Below are 17705 nucleotides of genomic sequence, written 5' to 3' on the forward strand. Positions count from 1 at the left end.
GACCGCGCGGGCCACGGCATCGCGATAGCATGGGTCCGCGCGAGGCGGCAACTGGTGGATGTTGCGGCGCGATATATTGCGTCCGTTAACCCAATTACTGTGGCGCGCACGACGCATTCCGGCCTATCAGGGTCGGAACGAGTGTTTTTTGCGATTGGGAACGGCATGATCTGGAAACGCTGGTCCAAGGGCCGCAGTGAAGATGGTGCAACAGAGGCTCGGGTCGAGCCTTTCACGGCGATCGATCCGCGGCTGCGTCAGCGTCCGGCGTTCCTGGACGCATTATGGCGTGACGAGAAGCCGGTCAGCACCGGGATCGAGCTGCCGCGTTTTGCAGCGACCGCGTCCGACGATGTAGAAAGTGGCGAGGAGCCCGCCCTGGCGCGCCGCCGCCTGGCGCTGCGCGATGCCCTGGGCGCGTCGCAGCCTGTCGTGGCGCGCGAGCGTTTCGCCGGCCGGCACGATGCGCTGGCTCAGCTGATCGCCGCGGTCGAGCAGCAGCGTGTCCATGTCGTCATCTACGGCGAGCGCGGTATCGGCAAGACCAGCCTGGTCCATGTCTTTGCCGACACCGCCCGCGAAGCACGCTATCTGGTGATCTACGGCAGCTGCGGCACCGAGGCGAAGTTCGACGCGATGTTCCGCGCCTTCGCCACCAAGATCCCGATGCTCTACCACCGCAACGTCCTGCCGACCTCGAACGACAGCGAGCTCAGCGCGACCTTCGACAGCCTGTTGCCCGAGGGTGCTTTCGGACCGCGCGAGGTCAGCGACCTGTTCGCCGATGTCGTCGGAACGCGCATCATCCTGATCCTCGACGAGTATGACCGCGTCATCGACCGCGCCTTCCGGCGCGATGTCGCCGAGCTGATCAAGAACCTGTCCGACCGTGCGGCGCGCGTGCAGCTGGTGCTGACCGGCGTCGCGCAGAACCTCGACGAGCTGGTCGGCTACGCGCCGTCGATTCGACGCAACATCGTCGGCCTGCCGATGCGGCCGCTGTCGAATGCCGAAGTGCGCTCGGTGCTGGCGCTCGGGGAGCAGGCGGCGGGCCTAACCTATTCCGACGAAGCCGCGAGCATGATCGCGACGATGGCCGGCGGCTCGCCTTACCTGGTGCGGTTGCTCGGCCACCGGGCCGGAATGGCGGCGCTCGACCAGCACCGCAACACGGTCGACGCGGGGCATGGCCATGCGGCCGTGGAGCGCGTGCTGACCGACTGGAACGCGTCGCTGCCCCGTCGTGTACAGGCCATTCTCGGCCGCGACTCCGCCCAGGCGCAATGGCCGTTGCTGGTCGCCGCGGCCCGCGCCGGCAGCAGCGCCGACGGCTGGTTCGGCATCGACGACGTTAATACCGAGCTTGCCGGCGCGATCCCGGTGGCGGCGATCGAGCGCGACCTGCGCGGCTTTGCGCACAGCAACGACCTGCTCGAAGTCGATGACGAGGCCGGCGAGATCCGCTTCCGCTATCGTTATCCGGGCGTCTCGTCGCTGCTGCTGATGTCGGCGGCAATGGCCAAGCTCGCGGCCTGAGCCCGGTATGTTCAAGGCGTTGCGCGACAAGCTGCGCATTCGCTGGTTGCTGCGCGACGAATATGAAAGCACCGAGCTGCGGCGCTGGTTCGCGGCACGCTGGGGCGTCGAGGCGGGCCTGTACAGTTACGGCTGCTTCGACCCGTGGCGCGTCCCGGCGCGGACCCGCATCGGGCGCTATTGCTCGTTCGCCAAGACCGCGCGGGTCCTCGATGCCAATCACCCGATCGAGGCGCTGACCACCCATCCGTTCCTCTACGAGGCGCGCTTCGGCGTCGTGCCCGCCGACCGCATCGACCCGGCCTGGCTGGAGATCGGTGACGATGTCTGGATTAGCCACAACGCCACCATTGCGCCTGGCTGCAAGTCGATCGGGCGCGGCGCGATCATCGGTGCCGGTGCCGTCGTGACCCACGATGTCGCCCCCTACACCATCGTCGCCGGCCTGCCCGCCCGCCCCTTGCGCGCCCGCTTCGACGCCGAGACCATCGCCGCGATCGAACAGTCCCGCTGGTGGGAACTGGACAAGGCCGCCCTGCGCCGCATGATCGCCAACGACGCCGCGACGGCGTTCGCGCCGGCCGCGGGCGGTATCGCCGCCGCGGTCGCCCGGGCACGCGGCATCGCGCCGTGACGCCGCCGCGCGCCTCGGTCATCATCCCGCACCTCAACACGCCGGACCTGCTGGCGCGGTGCCTTGCCTCGGTCGTCGCGCAGCAACTCGACCAGGGCGACTTCGAGGTCATCGTCGTCGACAACGGCTCGACCGTCTCTCTCGATGACGTCCGCACCGCATATCCCGCAGTCGCCTTCCTCGACGAGTCCGAACCCGGGCCGGGGCTGGCGCGCAATCTCGGCGCCGCCCATGCCAAGGCGCCGGTGCTCGCCTTCATCGATGCCGATTGCCGCGCCGCGCCGGGCTGGCTGCAGGCCGCGGTCGACGCCGTGGAGATCGATCCCGAGCACGTCGTCGCCGGCGGCGCGATTGACATCGACACGGTCGACCCCCGGCACATGACCGGGATGGAGGCCTATGAGTCGGTCTTCGGCTTTCGCCAGAAATGGTACATCGCCAAGCGCCGCTTTTCGGTGACCGCGAACCTGGCGATGGGCGCTGCCATCCACCGTGCCGTCGGGCCCTTCGCCGGCATCGACACCGCCGAGGATCTCGACTGGGGCCAGCGCGCGACCGCCAGGGGCTATCCCCCGCGTTATGTCGAGGCGATGCTGGTCTATCACCCGGCACGGCCCGATTTCGACAGCATGGCGCGTAAGTGGCGGCGGCTGATCCATCACACCGCGACCGCCGACCGGCTGGCGCACCGGACGCGCTGGCCGTGGCGGCTGAAAGCGGCGGCGCTGGTGCTCGCGGTTCCGGTGCAGGCGGCGCGGCTGCTAACTTCGCCACGCCTCGCGGGCCTGGGCAATCGCTGTCGCGGCGTGCTGGCGCTGGCTCGCATCAACCTGTTCCGCAGCGCCGAGATGCTCCGCGCCGCGCGACCCTCCCAGGCTGGCGGCGCGACCTCATGGAATCGCTGATCCCGGCCCGGCTGGGCGTCGTGCTGGTCAACTGGCGCGGCGCAGCGGACACCGTCGAATGCCTCGAAGCGCTGTTGCGCAGCGATTGTCCGCTTCGCGTCGTCGTCGTCGACAATGCATCGGGAGACGGCTCGGCGGAGGCCATCGAGGCTTGGGCGAGCGGCGACCGCCCTGCCCCGCCCGTTGCAGGCTCGCTGGCACGACTGACCGATCCGCCGTTGCCAAAGCCGCTGGCGTTGACCCGCCTGACTGCTGCGCAGAGCCTGATCGACGACGCCCGGGCGGCACTGACCCTGATCGATTCGGGCGGAAATCTCGGTTTTGCCGGGGGAAACAACGTCGGTGTCCGGCACCTGCTCCGCGACCCCGGCATCGACTATATCTGGCTGCTCAACAACGACACGGTGGTCGAACCCGATGCCGCGGCGGCGCTGGTGGCGCGGATGGATGCGACGCCGAACGTCGGCATGTGCGGCACGGTCGTGCGCTTTTATCACCGGCCCGACACCATCCAGGCGCTCGGCGGCAGCAGCTTCGACATGCGGACCGGCCAGTCGCGTCATATCGGCAACGGACAGCCGGCCAGCGCCCCGATCGATTCGGCGCGGGTCATCGGCGAGACGGCGATGGTGCTGGGCGCTTCGCTCGCCGTGTCGCGGCCGTTCCTCGACGTCGTTGGATTGATGGAGGAACGCTATTTCCTCTACTTCGAGGAGATCGACTGGGCGGTCCGTAACGATGGGCGCTTTCGCACCGCATTCGCCGACAAGGCGGTGGTCTATCACAAGGAAGGCGGCTCGATCGGTTCGAGCGGCACTGCCGGCACGCGCAGCACCACGTCCGAATATTACCTGCTGCGGTCGCGCCTGCAATTCGTCCGCCGCCACCGGCCAAAGCTGCTGCCTGTCCACTATGCGCTCGCCGTGACGCAGATCGCGCGGCGGCTGCTGCGCGGGCAGCCGAAGAAGGCGTTGGTGATGACAAGAGCCCTTTTGGGGCTTGCGTATTGACGCAAGCCCGCGCGCGGGGTTTACGCGGTTCGGGAAGTTTTTTTCGGGAGTATGGGCATGGGCAAGATCAACCGGTCAGTATTTGCGGTCAGCGTCGCTGCACTCGCACTGACATCGGCGTGCGACAAGAACAAGGCGCCGAGCGGGCAGGTCGTTGCCACCGTCAATGGCCAGGACATCACTGTCCATGAGCTGAACTCCGAGCTGCAGTTGATCCGCGCCCCCGCCAACGCACCCAAGAAGGAAGTTTCCCAGGTCGCCCTCGCTCGCGTCGTCGAGCGCCGCATGCTGGCCGACGTCGCCCGCAAGCGCGGCCTCGACAAGAACCCGCAGTTCCTGCTGGCCCAGCGCCGCGTCGACGACGGCCTGCTCGTCCAGGCTCTGCAGGCCGATGTCGCCCGCCAAGTCCCCGCGACGACGCGCGAGGCTGCGCAGAAGTTCATCGACCAGAACCCCAATTTGTTCGCCGAGCGCAAGATCTTCCAGATCGACCAGATCCAGTTCCTGCGCCCCAACAACATCGGCGAGCTCGGCCTCGGCCCCGCCAAGACCATGAGCGATGTCGCCCAGGTCCTGACCAACGCCAAGATCGAATTCCGCCGCGCGCCGACGCAGCTCGACGCGCTCGCGACCAACCCGGTGCTGACCGCCGAGATCATGCGCATCACGGCGCGCAATCCGGAGGAGGTCTTCATGTTCGCCGACCAGCCGCAGGGCGCCCCGGCCCCGGTGATGTTCGTCAATCACGTCACCGGCGTCCGCGTCGACCCGTTCATCGGCGAGAAGGCGATCGCCTTCGCGCAGCAGCTGCTGCAGCGTCTCGAGGTGCAGAAGCGCCTGCAGACCGACCTGGCGAAATTCACTGCCGACGCCAAGCCGAACATCAAATACGCCGCCGGCTACAGCGCTCCGCCGGCAGCCAAGCCCGCCGCCGCTCCCGGCACCGCGATCCCCGGAGCAACGACGCCACCGGCCGCAACCTCGACACCGGCTGCAACGACGCCGGCCACACCGAAGACTTGATCGACGCCGGCGGATAATCCGCTGGTGTTCATCCGATCGAAACACCGGGTCCGCATGAGCATGTCGGCTGGCGGAGGGGCGACGCGATGACGAAACCATTCCGCATCGGACTGGCATGGCACTCGACACGGTCGAGCAACCTCGGCGTCGGGGCCCTGACCGTCGGCAACATGGCGCTCGCCAGTGCTGCCGCCATGCGTGTCGGCCTTGACGCCCAGTTCGTCGTGTTCAGCCCACGCGAAACCGGGCCGCCCTATGTCGAGGATGTCGAAACCCGCGTCATCGACGGCCGCTACATGACCTCGCGCAAGGGCTTCCTCGCCGACGTCGGCAACCTCGACATCATGCTCGATATCGGCGCCGGCGACAGCTTCACCGATATCTACCCCCGCAAGCGCTTTCTCTATCTATGGGGTACCAAGGCGCTTACCGTGGCGCGCAGCGTGCCGCTGATCTTCTCGCCGCAGACCATCGGGCCGTTCACCAAGGTCTTCGAGACGCGCCTCGCCGCCTGGGCGCTGAACCGGGCCGCTGCGGTATTCGCCCGCGATCCCCTGTCGTTCGCCGCGCTGAAGGACCTTGCGCCGCGCGCCCCGGGCTTCCAGGTCATCGACGTCGCCTTCGCCCTGCCCTTCACCGCCCAACCCAAGGCCGAGGAGAAGGTCCGCGTCGGCCTCAACATCTCGGGCCTGTTGTACAATCGCGGCTACAGCGGCGGTAACGAGTTCGGCATCGAGGTCGACTACCGGGCGCTCAACCACCTGCTGATCGAGCGCTTCGCCGCGATGCCCGGCGTCGAGGTCCACCTCGTCGGCCATGTCTTCGCGCCCAACCAGCCACGCGACGACGACGGCGCCACCGCCGACGCCCTCGCTGCGCAATATCCCGGTCTCGTGCGCGCCCCCCATTTCACGACGCCGGGCGAAGCCAAGTCGTATATCTCGGGCCTCGACTTCCTGGTCGGCGGTCGCATGCACGCGACGATCGCGGCCTATTCGAGCGGCGTGCCGGTGGTGCCGATCTCCTACAGCCGCAAATTCGAGGGGCTGTTCGGCGGGCTCGGCTACAAGTGGCTGGTGCCGGTCCGCGGCCTCAGCACCGAGGCTGCCGCCGACTATGTCATCGACGCCTTCGAGCGCCGCGCCGAACTCGCCACCGACATCGGCAAGGGCCTGAAGGTCGTCGAACAGGGCCTGGAAACCTATATCGCGGAGCTGGCGATGCACTTCGCCGCTGCTGCCGCGCGCCGGCCCTGAGCCCCGCGTGATCCCGTCGCCGACCCTTGCCCTGGTGGCACGCGGCCAGCTGTGCACCGGCTGCGGGCTGTGTGCCGGCATCGGCGGCGGCGCGGTGACCATGGCGATGACAGAGCCGGGCTACCTACGCCCCGTCCAGTCCGCCACGCTCGATGCGGCGCGGGAGCAGGGCATCGCCGCCGCCTGCCCCGCCGTCACCATCGACGAGCGCCCCGTCGCGCCCAACGACGATGCGCTTTGGGGACCTTGGCACAGCGTCGGCACCGGCTATGCGACCGACGCGGCGTTGCGCCACCAAGCATCGTCGGGGGGCATGATCTCGGCCCTGCTGACACATGCGCTGGCGACCGGGCTGGTCGATTTCGTCGTCCAGACCGGGGCCGACCCCGTGCTGCCGCTGGCCAATGCGACGGGCGTGTCCCGCGATGCCGCGGCGGTCATGGCGGCGGCCGGGTCACGCTACACCGCCTCCGCACCACTCGCCGAGCTCGACCGCTGGCTCGCCATGCCGGGCAAATTCGCCTTCGTCGGCAAGCCGTGCGACGTCTCCGCCCTTCGCGCCCGCGCCCGTCTCGACCCGCGCGTCGACGCCAAGGTGCCGCTGATGCTGGCATTCTTCTGCGCCGGCATCCCCAGCGCCGCCGGGACGCGCCGCATCCTCGACCGGCTCGGCGTCGCCGAAAGCGACGTCGCGACCTTCCGCTACCGCGGCGACGGCTGGCCCGGCTATGCCACCGCGACGCGCCACGACGGCAGCAGCGAGCGCATGTCCTACGCCGACAGCTGGGGCGATATCCTGTCCAAGCAGGTCCAGTTCCGCTGCAAGATCTGCCCCGACGCGGTCGGCGGCGATGCCGATGTCGCTGCCGCCGATGCCTGGTACGGCGACGAGCGCGGTTATCCCAGCTTCGAGGAGCAGGATGGCCGCAGCCTCGTCATGGCGCGAACCGCTGCCGGACAAGCCATCCTCGACGCCGCGGTCGCCGCCGGCGCGGTGCGGGTCGAGCCGCTCGCTATCGCCGAAATCGTCCGGATGCAGCCTGCCCAGGCGCGTCGCAAGCGCCAGATCCTGTCCCGGCTGGCGGCCTTGGCGGTTGCCCAGCGGCCGGTGCCCCGCTATCGCGGCGTCGGCGTCGTTGCTGCGGCGCGACAGGAGAGCCTGGTCGCACAGGCGAAGAGCTTTGCCGGGTTGCTCAGGCGACTGGTCAAAGGTCGGGCGTAAGGGATTGCAATGGCACGACGCGGTATCATCCTGGCAGGCGGCTCCGGCACCCGGCTATACCCGCTGACCAAGCCGGTCTCCAAGCAGCTGATGCCGGTCTACGACAAGCCGATGATCTATTACCCGCTGTCGGTGCTGATGCTCGCGGGCATCCGCGAGGTGCTGATCATCACCACGCCGAACGACAGCGCCGCCTTTCGTCACCTGCTCGAAGACGGCTCGCAATGGGGCATGAAGATCGAATACGCCGTTCAGCCCGAGCCCAAGGGGCTGGCGCAGGCCTATCACATCGGCGCCGACTTCATCGGTGACCAGCCCTCGGTGCTGATCCTGGGCGACAACATCTTCTACGGCCATGGCCTGCCCGAGCTGCTGACGCGCGCCGATGCTCGCACCGAGGGCGCCACCGTGTTCGGCTATTACGTCAAGGACCCGCAGGCGTACGGCGTGGTGTCGTTCGACGCCACCGGCCGCGCCGCGACGATCGAGGAAAAGCCCGTCGCGCCGAAGTCGAACTACGCGGTGACCGGCCTCTACTTCTACGACGGCGACGCGGTCCGGCTGGCGCGCGACATCGTTCCCAGCCCACGCGGCGAACTGGAGATCACCGACCTCAACCGCGCCTACCTGACCGCCGGCAAGCTCGAGGTCGAGCAGATGGGCCGCGGCTTCGCCTGGCTCGACACCGGCACGCACGGCTCGCTGCTCGACGCGGCACTGTATGTCCGCATCGTCGAGGAGCGGCAGGGCCTGAAGATCTGCTGCCCCGAGGAGATCGCCTGGCGCCAGGGCTTTATCGACGCCGCGCAACTGGAGCGCATCGCCGAACCGCTGCGCAAGAGTGGCTACGGCGAATATCTGCTCGACCAGCTGAGGATGAACGGGTGATCGTCACCGACACCGCCCTGCCCGGCGTCAAGCTGATCGAACCGAAGGTGTTCGGCGACGACCGCGGCTTCTTCCTCGAAAGCTGGAACGCGCGGGCCTTTGCCGAGGCCGGCATCGACGAGCGCTTCGTCCAGGACAATCACAGCCGCTCGGCGCGCAATGTGCTGCGCGGGCTGCATTACCAGATCGTCGAGCCGCAGGGTAAGCTGGTCCGCGTCGTCGATGGCGCGGTGTTCGACGTCGCCGTCGACGTCCGCCGCTCGTCGCCGCACTTCGGCAAATGGGTCGGCTATGAACTCAGCGCCGCCAACAAGCGCATGCTGTGGGTGCCGCCGGGCTTTGCGCACGGCTTCGTCGTGCTGAGCGATACCGCCGACTTCCTGTATAAATGCACCACTTTGTACGCTCCGGCGCACGAGCGCAGCATCGCCTGGAACGACCCGGCGATCGGCATCGACTGGCCGCTCGACGGCGCAACGCCGCTGCTGTCGGGCAAGGATGCGGCGGCGGTGACGCTGGCCGAGGCGGAGGTTTTCGCATGAGGGTCCTGATCGCCGGCAGCGGCGGCCAGCTCGGCCGGGCACTCCAGGCGAGCGCGCCCGAGGGCGTCACCGTCATCGCACCGCCCGAAGCCGACTTCGACATCACCGGCGCCGACACCGTGGCGCGCGTCGTCGCCGAGGCCCGGCCCGACCTGGTGTTCAACGCCGCCGCCTATACCGCCGTCGACAAGGCCGAGGCCGACGAGACGCTGGCACGACTGGTCAACGTCAACGCCGTCGGGCTGCTCGCGGCCGCCGCGCGCAATGCCGGTGCGAAATTCGCGCATGTCTCCACCGACTTCGTCTTCGACGGCTCGGCGCACAGCCCGTATCTGCCCGACGCCACGCCGAACCCGCTCGGCGCCTATGGCCGGACCAAGGCCGACGGCGAAGTCGCGGCGCGCGAGTTCCATCCGTCGCCGCTGATCGTCCGCACCGCCTGGGTCTATGCGGCACAGGGCAATAATTTCGTCCGCACCATGCTCCGCCTGATGGGCGAGCGCGACGAGTTGAAGGTCGTCGCCGACCAGATCGGCTCCCCGACCCATGTGCCGACGCTGGCGCGGACCCTATGGGCGCTGGCCGATCACGGCGGCACCTTCCACGCCACCGACGCCGGTGTCGCCAGCTGGTACGACTTCGCCGTCGCGATCCGCGAGGAGGCACTCGCCGCCGGCCTGCCGATCCGCGCCGAACGCGTGTTGCCGATCCGCACCGCCGACTATCCGACCCCGGCGCAGCGCCCGTCGTACGGCGTCCTCGACAAGACCGCGACCTGGGCGATCACCGGCCCGGCCCGTCACTGGCGCGAGGAATTGCGCGACTGCATCAAGGACATCGCTCGTGGCTAATTTGCTCGTCACCGGCGGCGCCGGCTTCATCGGTGCGAACTTCGTGCACTACTGGCGCGAGCAGCACCCCGGCGACCAGATCGTCGTCCTCGATTCGCTGACCTACGCCGGCAACCGCGCCAATCTCGCGGGTGTGAACGCCGTCGAACTGGTCGAAGCCGATATCCGCGACGAAGACACCGCCACGACCCTGCTCCGCGACCGCGCCATCGATACGCTCGTCCACTTCGCCGCGGAGAGCCACGTCGACCGTTCGATCCACGGTCCCGACGCCTTCATTGACACCAATATCCTCGGCACCCACAGCCTGTTGAAGGCGGCGCGCACCGTCTGGCTGTCGGGGGACGGAAAGCCGCACCGCTTCCATCACGTCTCGACCGACGAGGTCTATGGCTCGCTCGGTCCGGACGACGCGGCGTTCAGCGAGACGACGCCCTATTCGCCGAATTCGCCCTATTCCGCCTCGAAAGCCGCTTCCGACCATCTGGTTCGCGCCTATCACCATACCTACGGCCTGCAGGTCACGACCTCGAACTGCTCCAACAACTACGGCCCGTATCAATTCCCCGAAAAGTTGATCCCGCTGTTCCTGATCAACGCGCTGCACGGCCGCGCCCTGCCTATCTACGGCGACGGCATGAACGTCCGCGACTGGCTGCATGTCGAGGATCATTGCCGCGGCATCGAGGCGGTGCTCCAGCGCGGCCGCGTCGGCGAGACCTATTGCATCGGCGGCGGCGAGGAGTTGGCAAACCTGACGGTGATCGACACGCTGTGCGCTGCGGTCGACGCAGCCTTTGCCGGCGATCCCGGACTGGCCCAGCGCTATCCCGACGCGCCGGCCGCAAGGGGCCTGCCGACCGACAGCCTCAAGACCTGGGTCAAGGACCGTCCCGGCCACGACCGCCGCTACGCTATCGACGAGACCAAGGCCCGCGACGAGCTCGGCTACCGGCCGGCACGCGATTTCAAGGCCGGCTTCGCCGCGACCCTCGCCTGGTATATCGCCAACGAGCCGTGGTGGCGCAGCATCCTCGACGGCAGCTACCGCGACTGGGTCGAAGCCAACTACGCCGGCCGCGGTTGACATTTTGAACCTAATGGGATAATGGCTTTGAGTTGAGCCAGTGGCGCCCGGCCCGATCGACTCGCCTCTCTGAAACGGCGGCGCCGGTTACAGCGTTTTCCGCGTTATCATCTGAACTTTCATTCCACTTCCGAGCAAGAGGCGACGATTATCTCGAAGCAAGCGCCTACGTTCGACAGCCTCGCGGCGATAAAGCGCTTCCTCGGTAACGAGGCTTCCGGCGGCTATGTCCTGATGGCTGCAGCGGCATTGGCGATCGTCCTCGCCAACTCTCCGGCCTCGGCCGGCTATTTCGCGGCGCTCGCAACGCCCGTCGGGGAACACAGCCTGCTGCACTGGATCAACGACGGGCTGATGACGCTGTTCTTCCTGCTCATCGGGCTGGAAGTGAAGCGCGAGATCGTCACCGGTGAACTGTCGACCTGGGGCAGCCGCATCCTGCCCGGCGCCGCGGCTATCGCGGGCATGGTCGTCCCCGCGCTGATCTACATCGCGATCAACCACGACGTTCCCGCCAACCACCGCGGCTGGGCGATCCCCGCTGCCACCGACATCGCCTTCGCGCTCGGGGTGTTGGCGCTGCTCGGCGGTCGTGTCCCGGCGTCGCTCAAGCTGCTGGTCACCGCGATCGCGATCATCGACGATCTCGGCGCCATCGCCGTCATCGCCGTCGCCTACACCGACCACCTCGACTTCACGATGCTTGCCATCGCCGGTGCCGGGCTGGCCGTGCTGGTGCTGCTCAACCGGCTGCGCGTCGATGCCCTGTGGCCATATCTGCTGATCGGCACCGGGATCTGGTACGCGGTCCTGCAATCGGGCGTCCATGCGACGCTGGCCGGGGTGGCGGTAGCGATGACCATACCGTTGACCGGCCGCGGCACCGGCTCGCCGTTGCTCAATCTGGAGCACCGGCTGTCGCCGGTAACCGCATTGTTCGTCGTCCCGCTATTCGGTTTTGCCAACGCCGGCATCGACTTGCGGGGCCTGAGCCTCGGCGCGATCGCCGCGCCGCTGCCACTCGGCATCGCCCTCGGCCTGCTCATCGGAAAGCAGATCGGCATCCTCGGCGTGATCTTCGCGCTTGTCCGCACCGGCATCGCAGTACGGCCCGAAGGCGCAAGCTGGCGGCAGCTGTGGGGCATCGCGCTGCTCTGCGGAATCGGCTTCACCATGAGCCTGTTCATCGCCGGGCTGGCGTTCGGCGAAGGCTCCACCGGGAACGAGGCGGCCAAGCTCGGCATTCTAGGCGGGTCACTGGCCGCAGCACTGTGCGGCTATCTGGTCCTGGCATCGGGCCAACGTGGGAGCCGCGCATGAGCTTCATCGGGCGTTACCGGCGGTTTGTGCTGTTCTTCGTCGTGCTGATCGTCGCGACGCCGCTGCTATGCCTGAAATTCAAGTTCGTGCCGTCGTTGCTGACCGGCTTCGACATCGCTGCACTCAGCTTCATCGCCGCGCTGATCCGCAGCTTCGGCGACGACAAGGCCGCCGAGATGCGCCAGCGGGCCTCGGATAACGAGCCCGACCAGCACATCCTGATCTTCATCGCGATGATCGTGCTCGGCATCATCATGGTCGCGGTCTGGCTCGAGCTGACCGATTCGCACGGCCGCGATCTCGCCCTGAGCGGCGGTACGCTGCTGCTCGCCTGGGCCTTCGGCAACACCATGTTCGCGCTGCACTATGCCCATGCCTATTACGTCAGGGACGGGGGCAAGGACTCCAAGCGCCTGGAATTCCCGGGCGACGAGCCGCCGGTCTATTGGGACTTCGCCTATTTCGCCTTCGTGCTCGGCATGACCTTCCAGGTTTCCGACGTGCAGATTGCCGACCGCGCGTTACGAAAGGTCGCGTTGGTCCACAGCATCCTGGCCTTCCTGTTCAACATCGGCGTGATCGCCTTGACCGTCAGCCTGATCGGCAACGCCCTGCACTGACCGCTCGGCCGCGATCAGGAACTCTATATTGCCTTCCGGCCCGGTGATCGGGCTCGGCACGATCCCGGCGACGGTCCAGCCCTTGGCCTCGACCCAGGCACGAACTTCGGCACAGACCCGGGCATGAACGGCAGGATCGCGGACCACCCCGCCCTTGCCGACCTCGCCCCGACCGGCTTCGAACTGCGGCTTGATCAACGCGAGCAATCGGGCTCGCGGCTTTGCGAAAGTAAGTGGCGTTTCCAGCACCTTGGGGAGGGATATGAAGCTCGCGTCGCAAACCACGATATCGACTGCCTCGCCGATCTCCCGATCCGTCAGGTGCCGCGCATTGGTCTGTTCCAGCACCACGACACGCGGGTCCTCGCGCAGCTTCCAAGCCAGTTGGTTGGTGCCCGAATCGACGGCGAAGACCTTGCTCGCGCCCTTGCTCAACAGCACGTCGGTAAAACCGCCGGTCGAGGACCCGACGTCGATCGCCACCGACTCGCCGACATCCCAGCCGAAGTGGTCGAGCCCATGCGCCAGCTTGACCCCGCCGCGCGACACCCAGGGATGATCGCGGCCGCGCACCTCCAGCGCCGTATCGTCGGCAAGCTGCTCGCCCGCCTTGGCGACCTTGCGTTCGCCCGCAAACACCAGCCCTGCCAGGATCAGGGCCTGCCCCCGCGCCCGGCTCTCGACCAGCCCGCGCTCGACCAGGAGTTGATCGACGCGCTGCTTGCCGGCCACCTACGCCCGGGCGCCCTCGGTCATGCCGACCGAATTGTGCCGCAGTGCCTCGAGCACAGTCTCCACGATCGCCGGCGCATCGAGCCTGGCCGTGGTATACTGGGCTGCCGGACCGTCATGCTCCTGGAAGATGTCGGGCAGTCGCAGCGTGCGGACCCGCAGGCCATTGTCGGTCAGCCCCTCGTCGCTGAGCCAGGTCAGCACATGCGCGCCAAACCCGCCGATGGCCCCTTCCTCGATCGTGACCAGCACCTCATGGTTCTGCGCAAGTCGCCGGATCAGGTCGTGATCGAGTGGCTTGGCGAACCGCAGGTCGGCCACCGTCGTCGACAGGCCACGTGCTTCCAGGTCGTCGGCCGCCAGCAATGCGTCGCCGAGTCGGGTACCGAGCGACAGGATCGCCACGGTCTTGCCTTCACGCAGGGTCCGCCCTTTGCCGATCTCCAGCTGCAGCGGCACCTCGGGCAGCGCCACGCCGGTGCCCTCGCCACGCGGATAGCGGACCGCGCTGGGACCGCTGTCGTGCAATGCCATGGTGTGGACCATATGGCACAACTCGGCTTCGTCGGACGCCGCCATGACCACGAAATTAGGCAACGTCGCCAGGTAGGTTACGTCGAACGACCCGGCATGAGTGGCACCGTCGGCGCCGACCAGACCGGCCCGGTCGATGGCGAAACGCACCGGCAGGTTCTGGATAGCGACGTCATGGACGACCTGGTCATAGGCGCGCTGGAGGAACGTCGAGTAGATCGCCGCAAACGGCCGCATCCCCTGCGCCGCGAGACCGGCCGCGAAGGTCACGGCATGCTGCTCGGCGATGCCGACGTCGAACAACCGGTCCGGGAAAGCTGCCTGGAACTTGTCGAGGCCGGTACCGGACGGCATTGCCGCAGTGATCGCGACGACGCGGTCATCCCGGGTCGCCTCGTCGACCAGCGCCTTGGCAAAGACGTTGGTATAGCTCGGCGGCCCAGCCTTGGACTTGACCTGCGCCCCGGTGATGACGTCGAACTTCTGGACGCCGTGGTATTTGTCGGCGGCAGCCTCGGCCGGGCCATAGCCCTTGCCCTTCTGCGTGACGATGTGGACCAAGATCGGGCCTTCGGCGGCGTCGCGGACATTCTCCAGCACCGGCACCAGATGGTCGAGGTTGTGCCCGTCGATCGGTCCGACGTAGTAAAAGCCGAGTTCCTCGAACAACGTTCCGCCGGTCGCGAAGGTGCGGAAATACTCCTCGGCGCGCTTCGCCGTGCGCTGCATGCTGGGACCCAGCGCACGCTTGGCCAGCTGCTTGATCGCGTCGCGCAGCTCCAGGAACGGCCGCGACGAGTAGATCCGCGCCAGATAGGCCGACAGCGCTCCAACCGGAGGGGCGATCGACATGTCGTTGTCGTTGAGGATGACGACCAGCCGATTACCTGCAGCCTGGGCGTTGTTCATCGCCTCATAGGCCATGCCAGCCGACATCGCGCCGTCGCCGATCACCGCAATCGCCTTACCGGGCCGGTCCTGCAGCCTGTTCGCTACGGCAAAACCCAGCGCGGCCGAGATCGACGTCGAGCTGTGCGCAGCACCGAACGGGTCGTACTCGCTCTCGCTTCGACGCGTGAAGCCGGACAAGCCACCACTCATGCGCAGGGTCCGGATGCGGTCGCGACGCCCGGTCAGGATCTTGTGAGGATAGGCCTGATGACCGACGTCCCAGATCAACTTGTCGTCGGGCGTGTTGAAGACATGATGCAAGGCGACGGTCAGTTCGACGACGCCGAGACCGGCACCGAGGTGCCCACCGGTAACGCTGACCGCGTCGATCAGTTCGAGTCTCAGTTCATCCGCGACCTGCCTGAGCTGCGCGGCATCGAACGATTTCAGATCGGAAGGCAGCGACACCGTATCGAGGAGTGGCGTTGCGGGACGTTGATTCACAAGGCACTCGCCATCAACCATGGACAAGCGAGACGATTAGCGCCGTCGGCCGAGCTTGTCGATTGCCTCTAAGCTGTTCCTTGGTCGCAGGGGCCGCAACGGCCCCGAACTTCCAAGATCGGGCGCACCGGCTTGAATCCGGTCGCACTTGCAGTCGCACGGACGCGCTTGGCGATCGAATCGTCATCGATATGCGTCGTTCGCCCACAATTGTCGCACACCAGGAAAATACAGTCATGCAGACACTCGGGATGGGCGTTCGCAAGGTACCCGTTACGACTCTCGACCCGCATCGCGACGTTGTTGACGACGAAGAGATCGAGGATTCGGTACACGCTGTTCGCGGCGATGCGACGCCCGAGCAGCTTTGAAACCAGCTCGGTCACGTCATAGGCGCTCGCCGGCTGGTCAAAGGTCGCGAGTGCTTCGAAGACCTTGGCGCGCATGTCGGTCCACTGGTCACCGGCCCGCACGACAACGTCACGCGCCGCTTCTGCCAGGGCTACGCCGGCGTGATGATGATGATCGTGTGTTTGCGCCGACATCAGCCAAATATGGGCCGCCACAGCGCTCGTCGCAAGTTAGTGACGAGACCAGCGCATATTCAGGAGATGGGCCGCGCCAAGCCCGACCACTCCGAGGACCGACATTCCGATCTCGGTTGCCGTCCCGTGACCAACCAGCAAAGACAGCGCCATAAGTGCAAGGCCGATCCCGCCGAGCACGATCACGCTGACCCGGCCATGCTGGCGAACCCCGCGAACCAGCGCATAGGCGGCAAGCGGCAAGGCCAGCATCAGCCCGAAGAAGTGAAAGCTATGGTTCAGCAACCCGCCGCTGATCGAAATAGTCGACAGCAGGACGCTGCCGGCAAGGCAATGAACGAGGCACAAGCCCGACAGGCTCATTGCCGAGCGATCGATCCAACCGTAGCGTTGCGGTGCCATGATGACGTGTTATATTATCTCATACGTCGGCGCAAGCGCTGGGTCGATCTTGCTGCGGCGCTGCAGCCCTTGATCCGGGCAGTGTCGACACGCATAGGCGCACCTCATGGCTAGCATCGCTGCATCTTCTGTCTCAGCCGACCGTGCTTCTGCGCGGCCACGTGCGATCGCCAACTGGCTGTTCGCGGTCGCTATGCTGGTTTTCGCAATGGTGGTTGTTGGCGGCATTACCCGGCTGACGGAATCGGGGCTGTCCATGGTCCGTTGGGATCCAGTGACGGGCATCGTGCCGCCGCTGAACGACGCCGAATGGCAGGCTGAGTTTGCGGCCTATCGTGCCAGTCCTCAATACCAGTTGGTCAATGCCGGGATGAGCCTCGCAGCGTTCAAAGGCATCTTCTTCTGGGAGTATTTGCACCGGCTGCTCGGACGTCTGATCGGCTTTGCGTTCGCCCTTCCCCTTATGTGGTTCGCCGTGACCCGCGCTATCCCGCGTGGCTATGGCTGGCGATTGACGGGCTTGTTCGTGCTTGGCGGACTGCAGGGCGCGGTTGGCTGGTGGATGGTTGCTTCGGGGCTGATAAACCGCCCGTCGGTAGCGCATGAACGGCTTGCGGTTCACCTCGTCCTGGCTCTGATCCTCATGTCGGCCTGCGTCTGGACTGCGCTCGATCTGGTCGAGCCGCGGCGTCGCAAGCTGGCGGCGTGGGTCGCACCGTTCCTGCTGCTGCTGGCCTTGCAGATCGTCTGGGGGGCATTCACCGCGGGCCTTCGCGCGGGACACGCCGCCGACACGTGGCCACTGGTGGTCGGTCGACTGGTACCGCCGCTCGCCAGCCTCATCGACGATCCGCTCAGCGTGCAGTGGTTGCACCGCAGCCTTGCCTGGCTTGTCGCTGGCGCGGCGCTGCTGGTCGCTTGGAGTTCTTCGAAGGTTGGCGCAGGTCGTCGGGCCGGGACCGTCGCTGCGCTGGTTATCCTGCAGTTCGTGCTTGGAGTGCTGACGGTGCTGCACCATGTGCCGATACCGTTGGCCGCCGCGCATCAGGCTGGGGCAGCGCTTCTTCTCGCTGCCACTATTCGCCTTGCCCATTGGACCACAAGCGAGGCTGCGGTACGATAATACCGTCTCCAAATAGCACGATATTCCTTGCGTTGCGTGGCAGGTTCGACGATAGCAGCAGCGTTCGACCGGTCCTCGCG

Annotated in this window: 18 protein-coding genes; 14 read left to right on the forward strand and 4 right to left on the reverse strand. The window is 66.8% G+C overall.

Translation table 11 applies throughout. The features are described from left to right. The first annotated feature begins 165 nt into the window (after positions 1-165). From ACOFKW_RS15760 to ACOFKW_RS15820, 13 genes are all read left to right on the forward strand, one after another. Complete coding sequence (locus ACOFKW_RS15760; protein WP_419815074.1) at positions 166-1536, forward strand: AAA family ATPase; 1371 nt, start codon at positions 166-168, stop codon at positions 1534-1536. Between the two features lie 7 nt (positions 1537-1543). Further along, on the forward strand, positions 1544-2170 hold the full coding sequence (locus tag ACOFKW_RS15765) for a CatB-related O-acetyltransferase (protein ID WP_419815075.1): 627 nt from the start codon (positions 1544-1546) through the stop codon (positions 2168-2170). Next, complete coding sequence (locus tag ACOFKW_RS15770; RefSeq protein ID WP_419815076.1) at positions 2167-3075, forward strand: glycosyltransferase family 2 protein; 909 nt, start codon at positions 2167-2169, stop codon at positions 3073-3075. Before ACOFKW_RS15765 ends, ACOFKW_RS15770 begins: the two co-directional genes overlap by 4 nt. Beyond that, on the forward strand, positions 3063-4085 hold the full coding sequence (locus ACOFKW_RS15775) for a glycosyltransferase family 2 protein (RefSeq protein ID WP_419815077.1): 1023 nt from the start codon (positions 3063-3065) through the stop codon (positions 4083-4085). The genes ACOFKW_RS15770 and ACOFKW_RS15775 overlap by 13 nt, the downstream gene beginning before the upstream one ends. A 57-nt stretch (positions 4086-4142) precedes the next feature. Continuing rightward, positions 4143-5108 carry a hypothetical protein gene (locus ACOFKW_RS15780; RefSeq protein WP_419815078.1) on the forward strand — a complete coding sequence of 322 codons (966 nt, stop codon included), beginning with the start codon at positions 4143-4145 and terminating at the stop codon, positions 5106-5108. Positions 5109-5194: 86 nt separating this feature from the next. After that, the gene (locus ACOFKW_RS15785) at positions 5195-6364 is read left to right on the forward strand and encodes a polysaccharide pyruvyl transferase family protein (RefSeq protein ID WP_419815079.1); all 1170 of its coding nucleotides are present in this window, start codon (positions 5195-5197) and stop codon (positions 6362-6364) included. Between the two features lie 7 nt (positions 6365-6371). Next, positions 6372-7586, forward strand: coding sequence for a Coenzyme F420 hydrogenase/dehydrogenase, beta subunit C-terminal domain (locus tag ACOFKW_RS15790; protein ID WP_419815080.1), 1215 nt, complete (start codon positions 6372-6374; stop codon positions 7584-7586). Positions 7587-7595: 9 nt separating this feature from the next. Next, positions 7596-8474 carry a glucose-1-phosphate thymidylyltransferase RfbA gene (rfbA, locus tag ACOFKW_RS15795; protein ID WP_419815081.1) on the forward strand — a complete coding sequence of 293 codons (879 nt, stop codon included), beginning with the start codon at positions 7596-7598 and terminating at the stop codon, positions 8472-8474. Then, positions 8471-9016: a dTDP-4-dehydrorhamnose 3,5-epimerase gene (gene rfbC / locus ACOFKW_RS15800; RefSeq protein WP_419815082.1), complete on the forward strand. Its 546-nt coding sequence runs from the start codon at positions 8471-8473 to the stop codon at positions 9014-9016. Before rfbA ends, rfbC begins: the two co-directional genes overlap by 4 nt. After that, positions 9013-9867 carry a dTDP-4-dehydrorhamnose reductase gene (gene rfbD, locus ACOFKW_RS15805; protein ID WP_419815083.1) on the forward strand — a complete coding sequence of 285 codons (855 nt, stop codon included), beginning with the start codon at positions 9013-9015 and terminating at the stop codon, positions 9865-9867. The genes rfbC and rfbD overlap by 4 nt, the downstream gene beginning before the upstream one ends. Next, the gene (rfbB, locus tag ACOFKW_RS15810; protein WP_419815084.1) at positions 9860-10954 is read left to right on the forward strand and encodes a dTDP-glucose 4,6-dehydratase; all 1095 of its coding nucleotides are present in this window, start codon (positions 9860-9862) and stop codon (positions 10952-10954) included. The genes rfbD and rfbB overlap by 8 nt, the downstream gene beginning before the upstream one ends. 234 nt (positions 10955-11188) lie before the next feature. Beyond that, on the forward strand, positions 11189-12274 hold the full coding sequence (gene nhaA / locus ACOFKW_RS15815; protein WP_419815085.1) for a Na+/H+ antiporter NhaA: 1086 nt from the start codon (positions 11189-11191) through the stop codon (positions 12272-12274). Next, positions 12271-12894, forward strand: coding sequence for a DUF1345 domain-containing protein (locus ACOFKW_RS15820; protein ID WP_419815086.1), 624 nt, complete (start codon positions 12271-12273; stop codon positions 12892-12894). The genes nhaA and ACOFKW_RS15820 overlap by 4 nt, the downstream gene beginning before the upstream one ends. Here the strand turns inward: ACOFKW_RS15820 and ACOFKW_RS15825 are convergent. Genes ACOFKW_RS15825 through ACOFKW_RS15840 form a run of 4 tightly spaced genes read right to left on the reverse strand, consistent with a single transcriptional unit; the run spans position 12796 to position 16502 of the window. Next, on the reverse strand, positions 12796-13626 hold the full coding sequence (locus tag ACOFKW_RS15825; protein WP_419815087.1) for a TlyA family RNA methyltransferase: 831 nt from the start codon (positions 13624-13626) through the stop codon (positions 12796-12798). The genes ACOFKW_RS15820 and ACOFKW_RS15825 overlap by 99 nt on opposite strands. Further along, positions 13627-15576 (reverse strand): 1-deoxy-D-xylulose-5-phosphate synthase, encoded by a 1950-nt coding sequence (dxs, locus tag ACOFKW_RS15830; protein ID WP_419816978.1) that lies wholly within the window; start codon positions 15574-15576, stop codon positions 13627-13629. It lies immediately after the preceding gene. 47 nt (positions 15577-15623) lie between these two features. Further along, positions 15624-16100, reverse strand: coding sequence for a Fur family transcriptional regulator (locus tag ACOFKW_RS15835; protein WP_419815088.1), 477 nt, complete (start codon positions 16098-16100; stop codon positions 15624-15626). A 36-nt stretch (positions 16101-16136) separates the two neighbouring features. After that, positions 16137-16502, reverse strand: a complete 366-nt coding sequence (locus ACOFKW_RS15840) for a MerC domain-containing protein (protein WP_419815089.1) — start codon at positions 16500-16502, stop codon at positions 16137-16139. Between the two features lie 106 nt (positions 16503-16608). Between ACOFKW_RS15840 and ACOFKW_RS15845 the strand changes: the two genes are divergently transcribed. After that, positions 16609-17625 (forward strand): COX15/CtaA family protein, encoded by a 1017-nt coding sequence (locus ACOFKW_RS15845; protein WP_419815090.1) that lies wholly within the window; start codon positions 16609-16611, stop codon positions 17623-17625. Positions 17626-17705 lie beyond the last annotated feature (80 nt).

It is taken from the genome of Glacieibacterium sp., assembly GCF_965200405.1.
Taxonomy (GTDB): domain Bacteria; phylum Pseudomonadota; class Alphaproteobacteria; order Sphingomonadales; family Sphingomonadaceae; genus Glacieibacterium.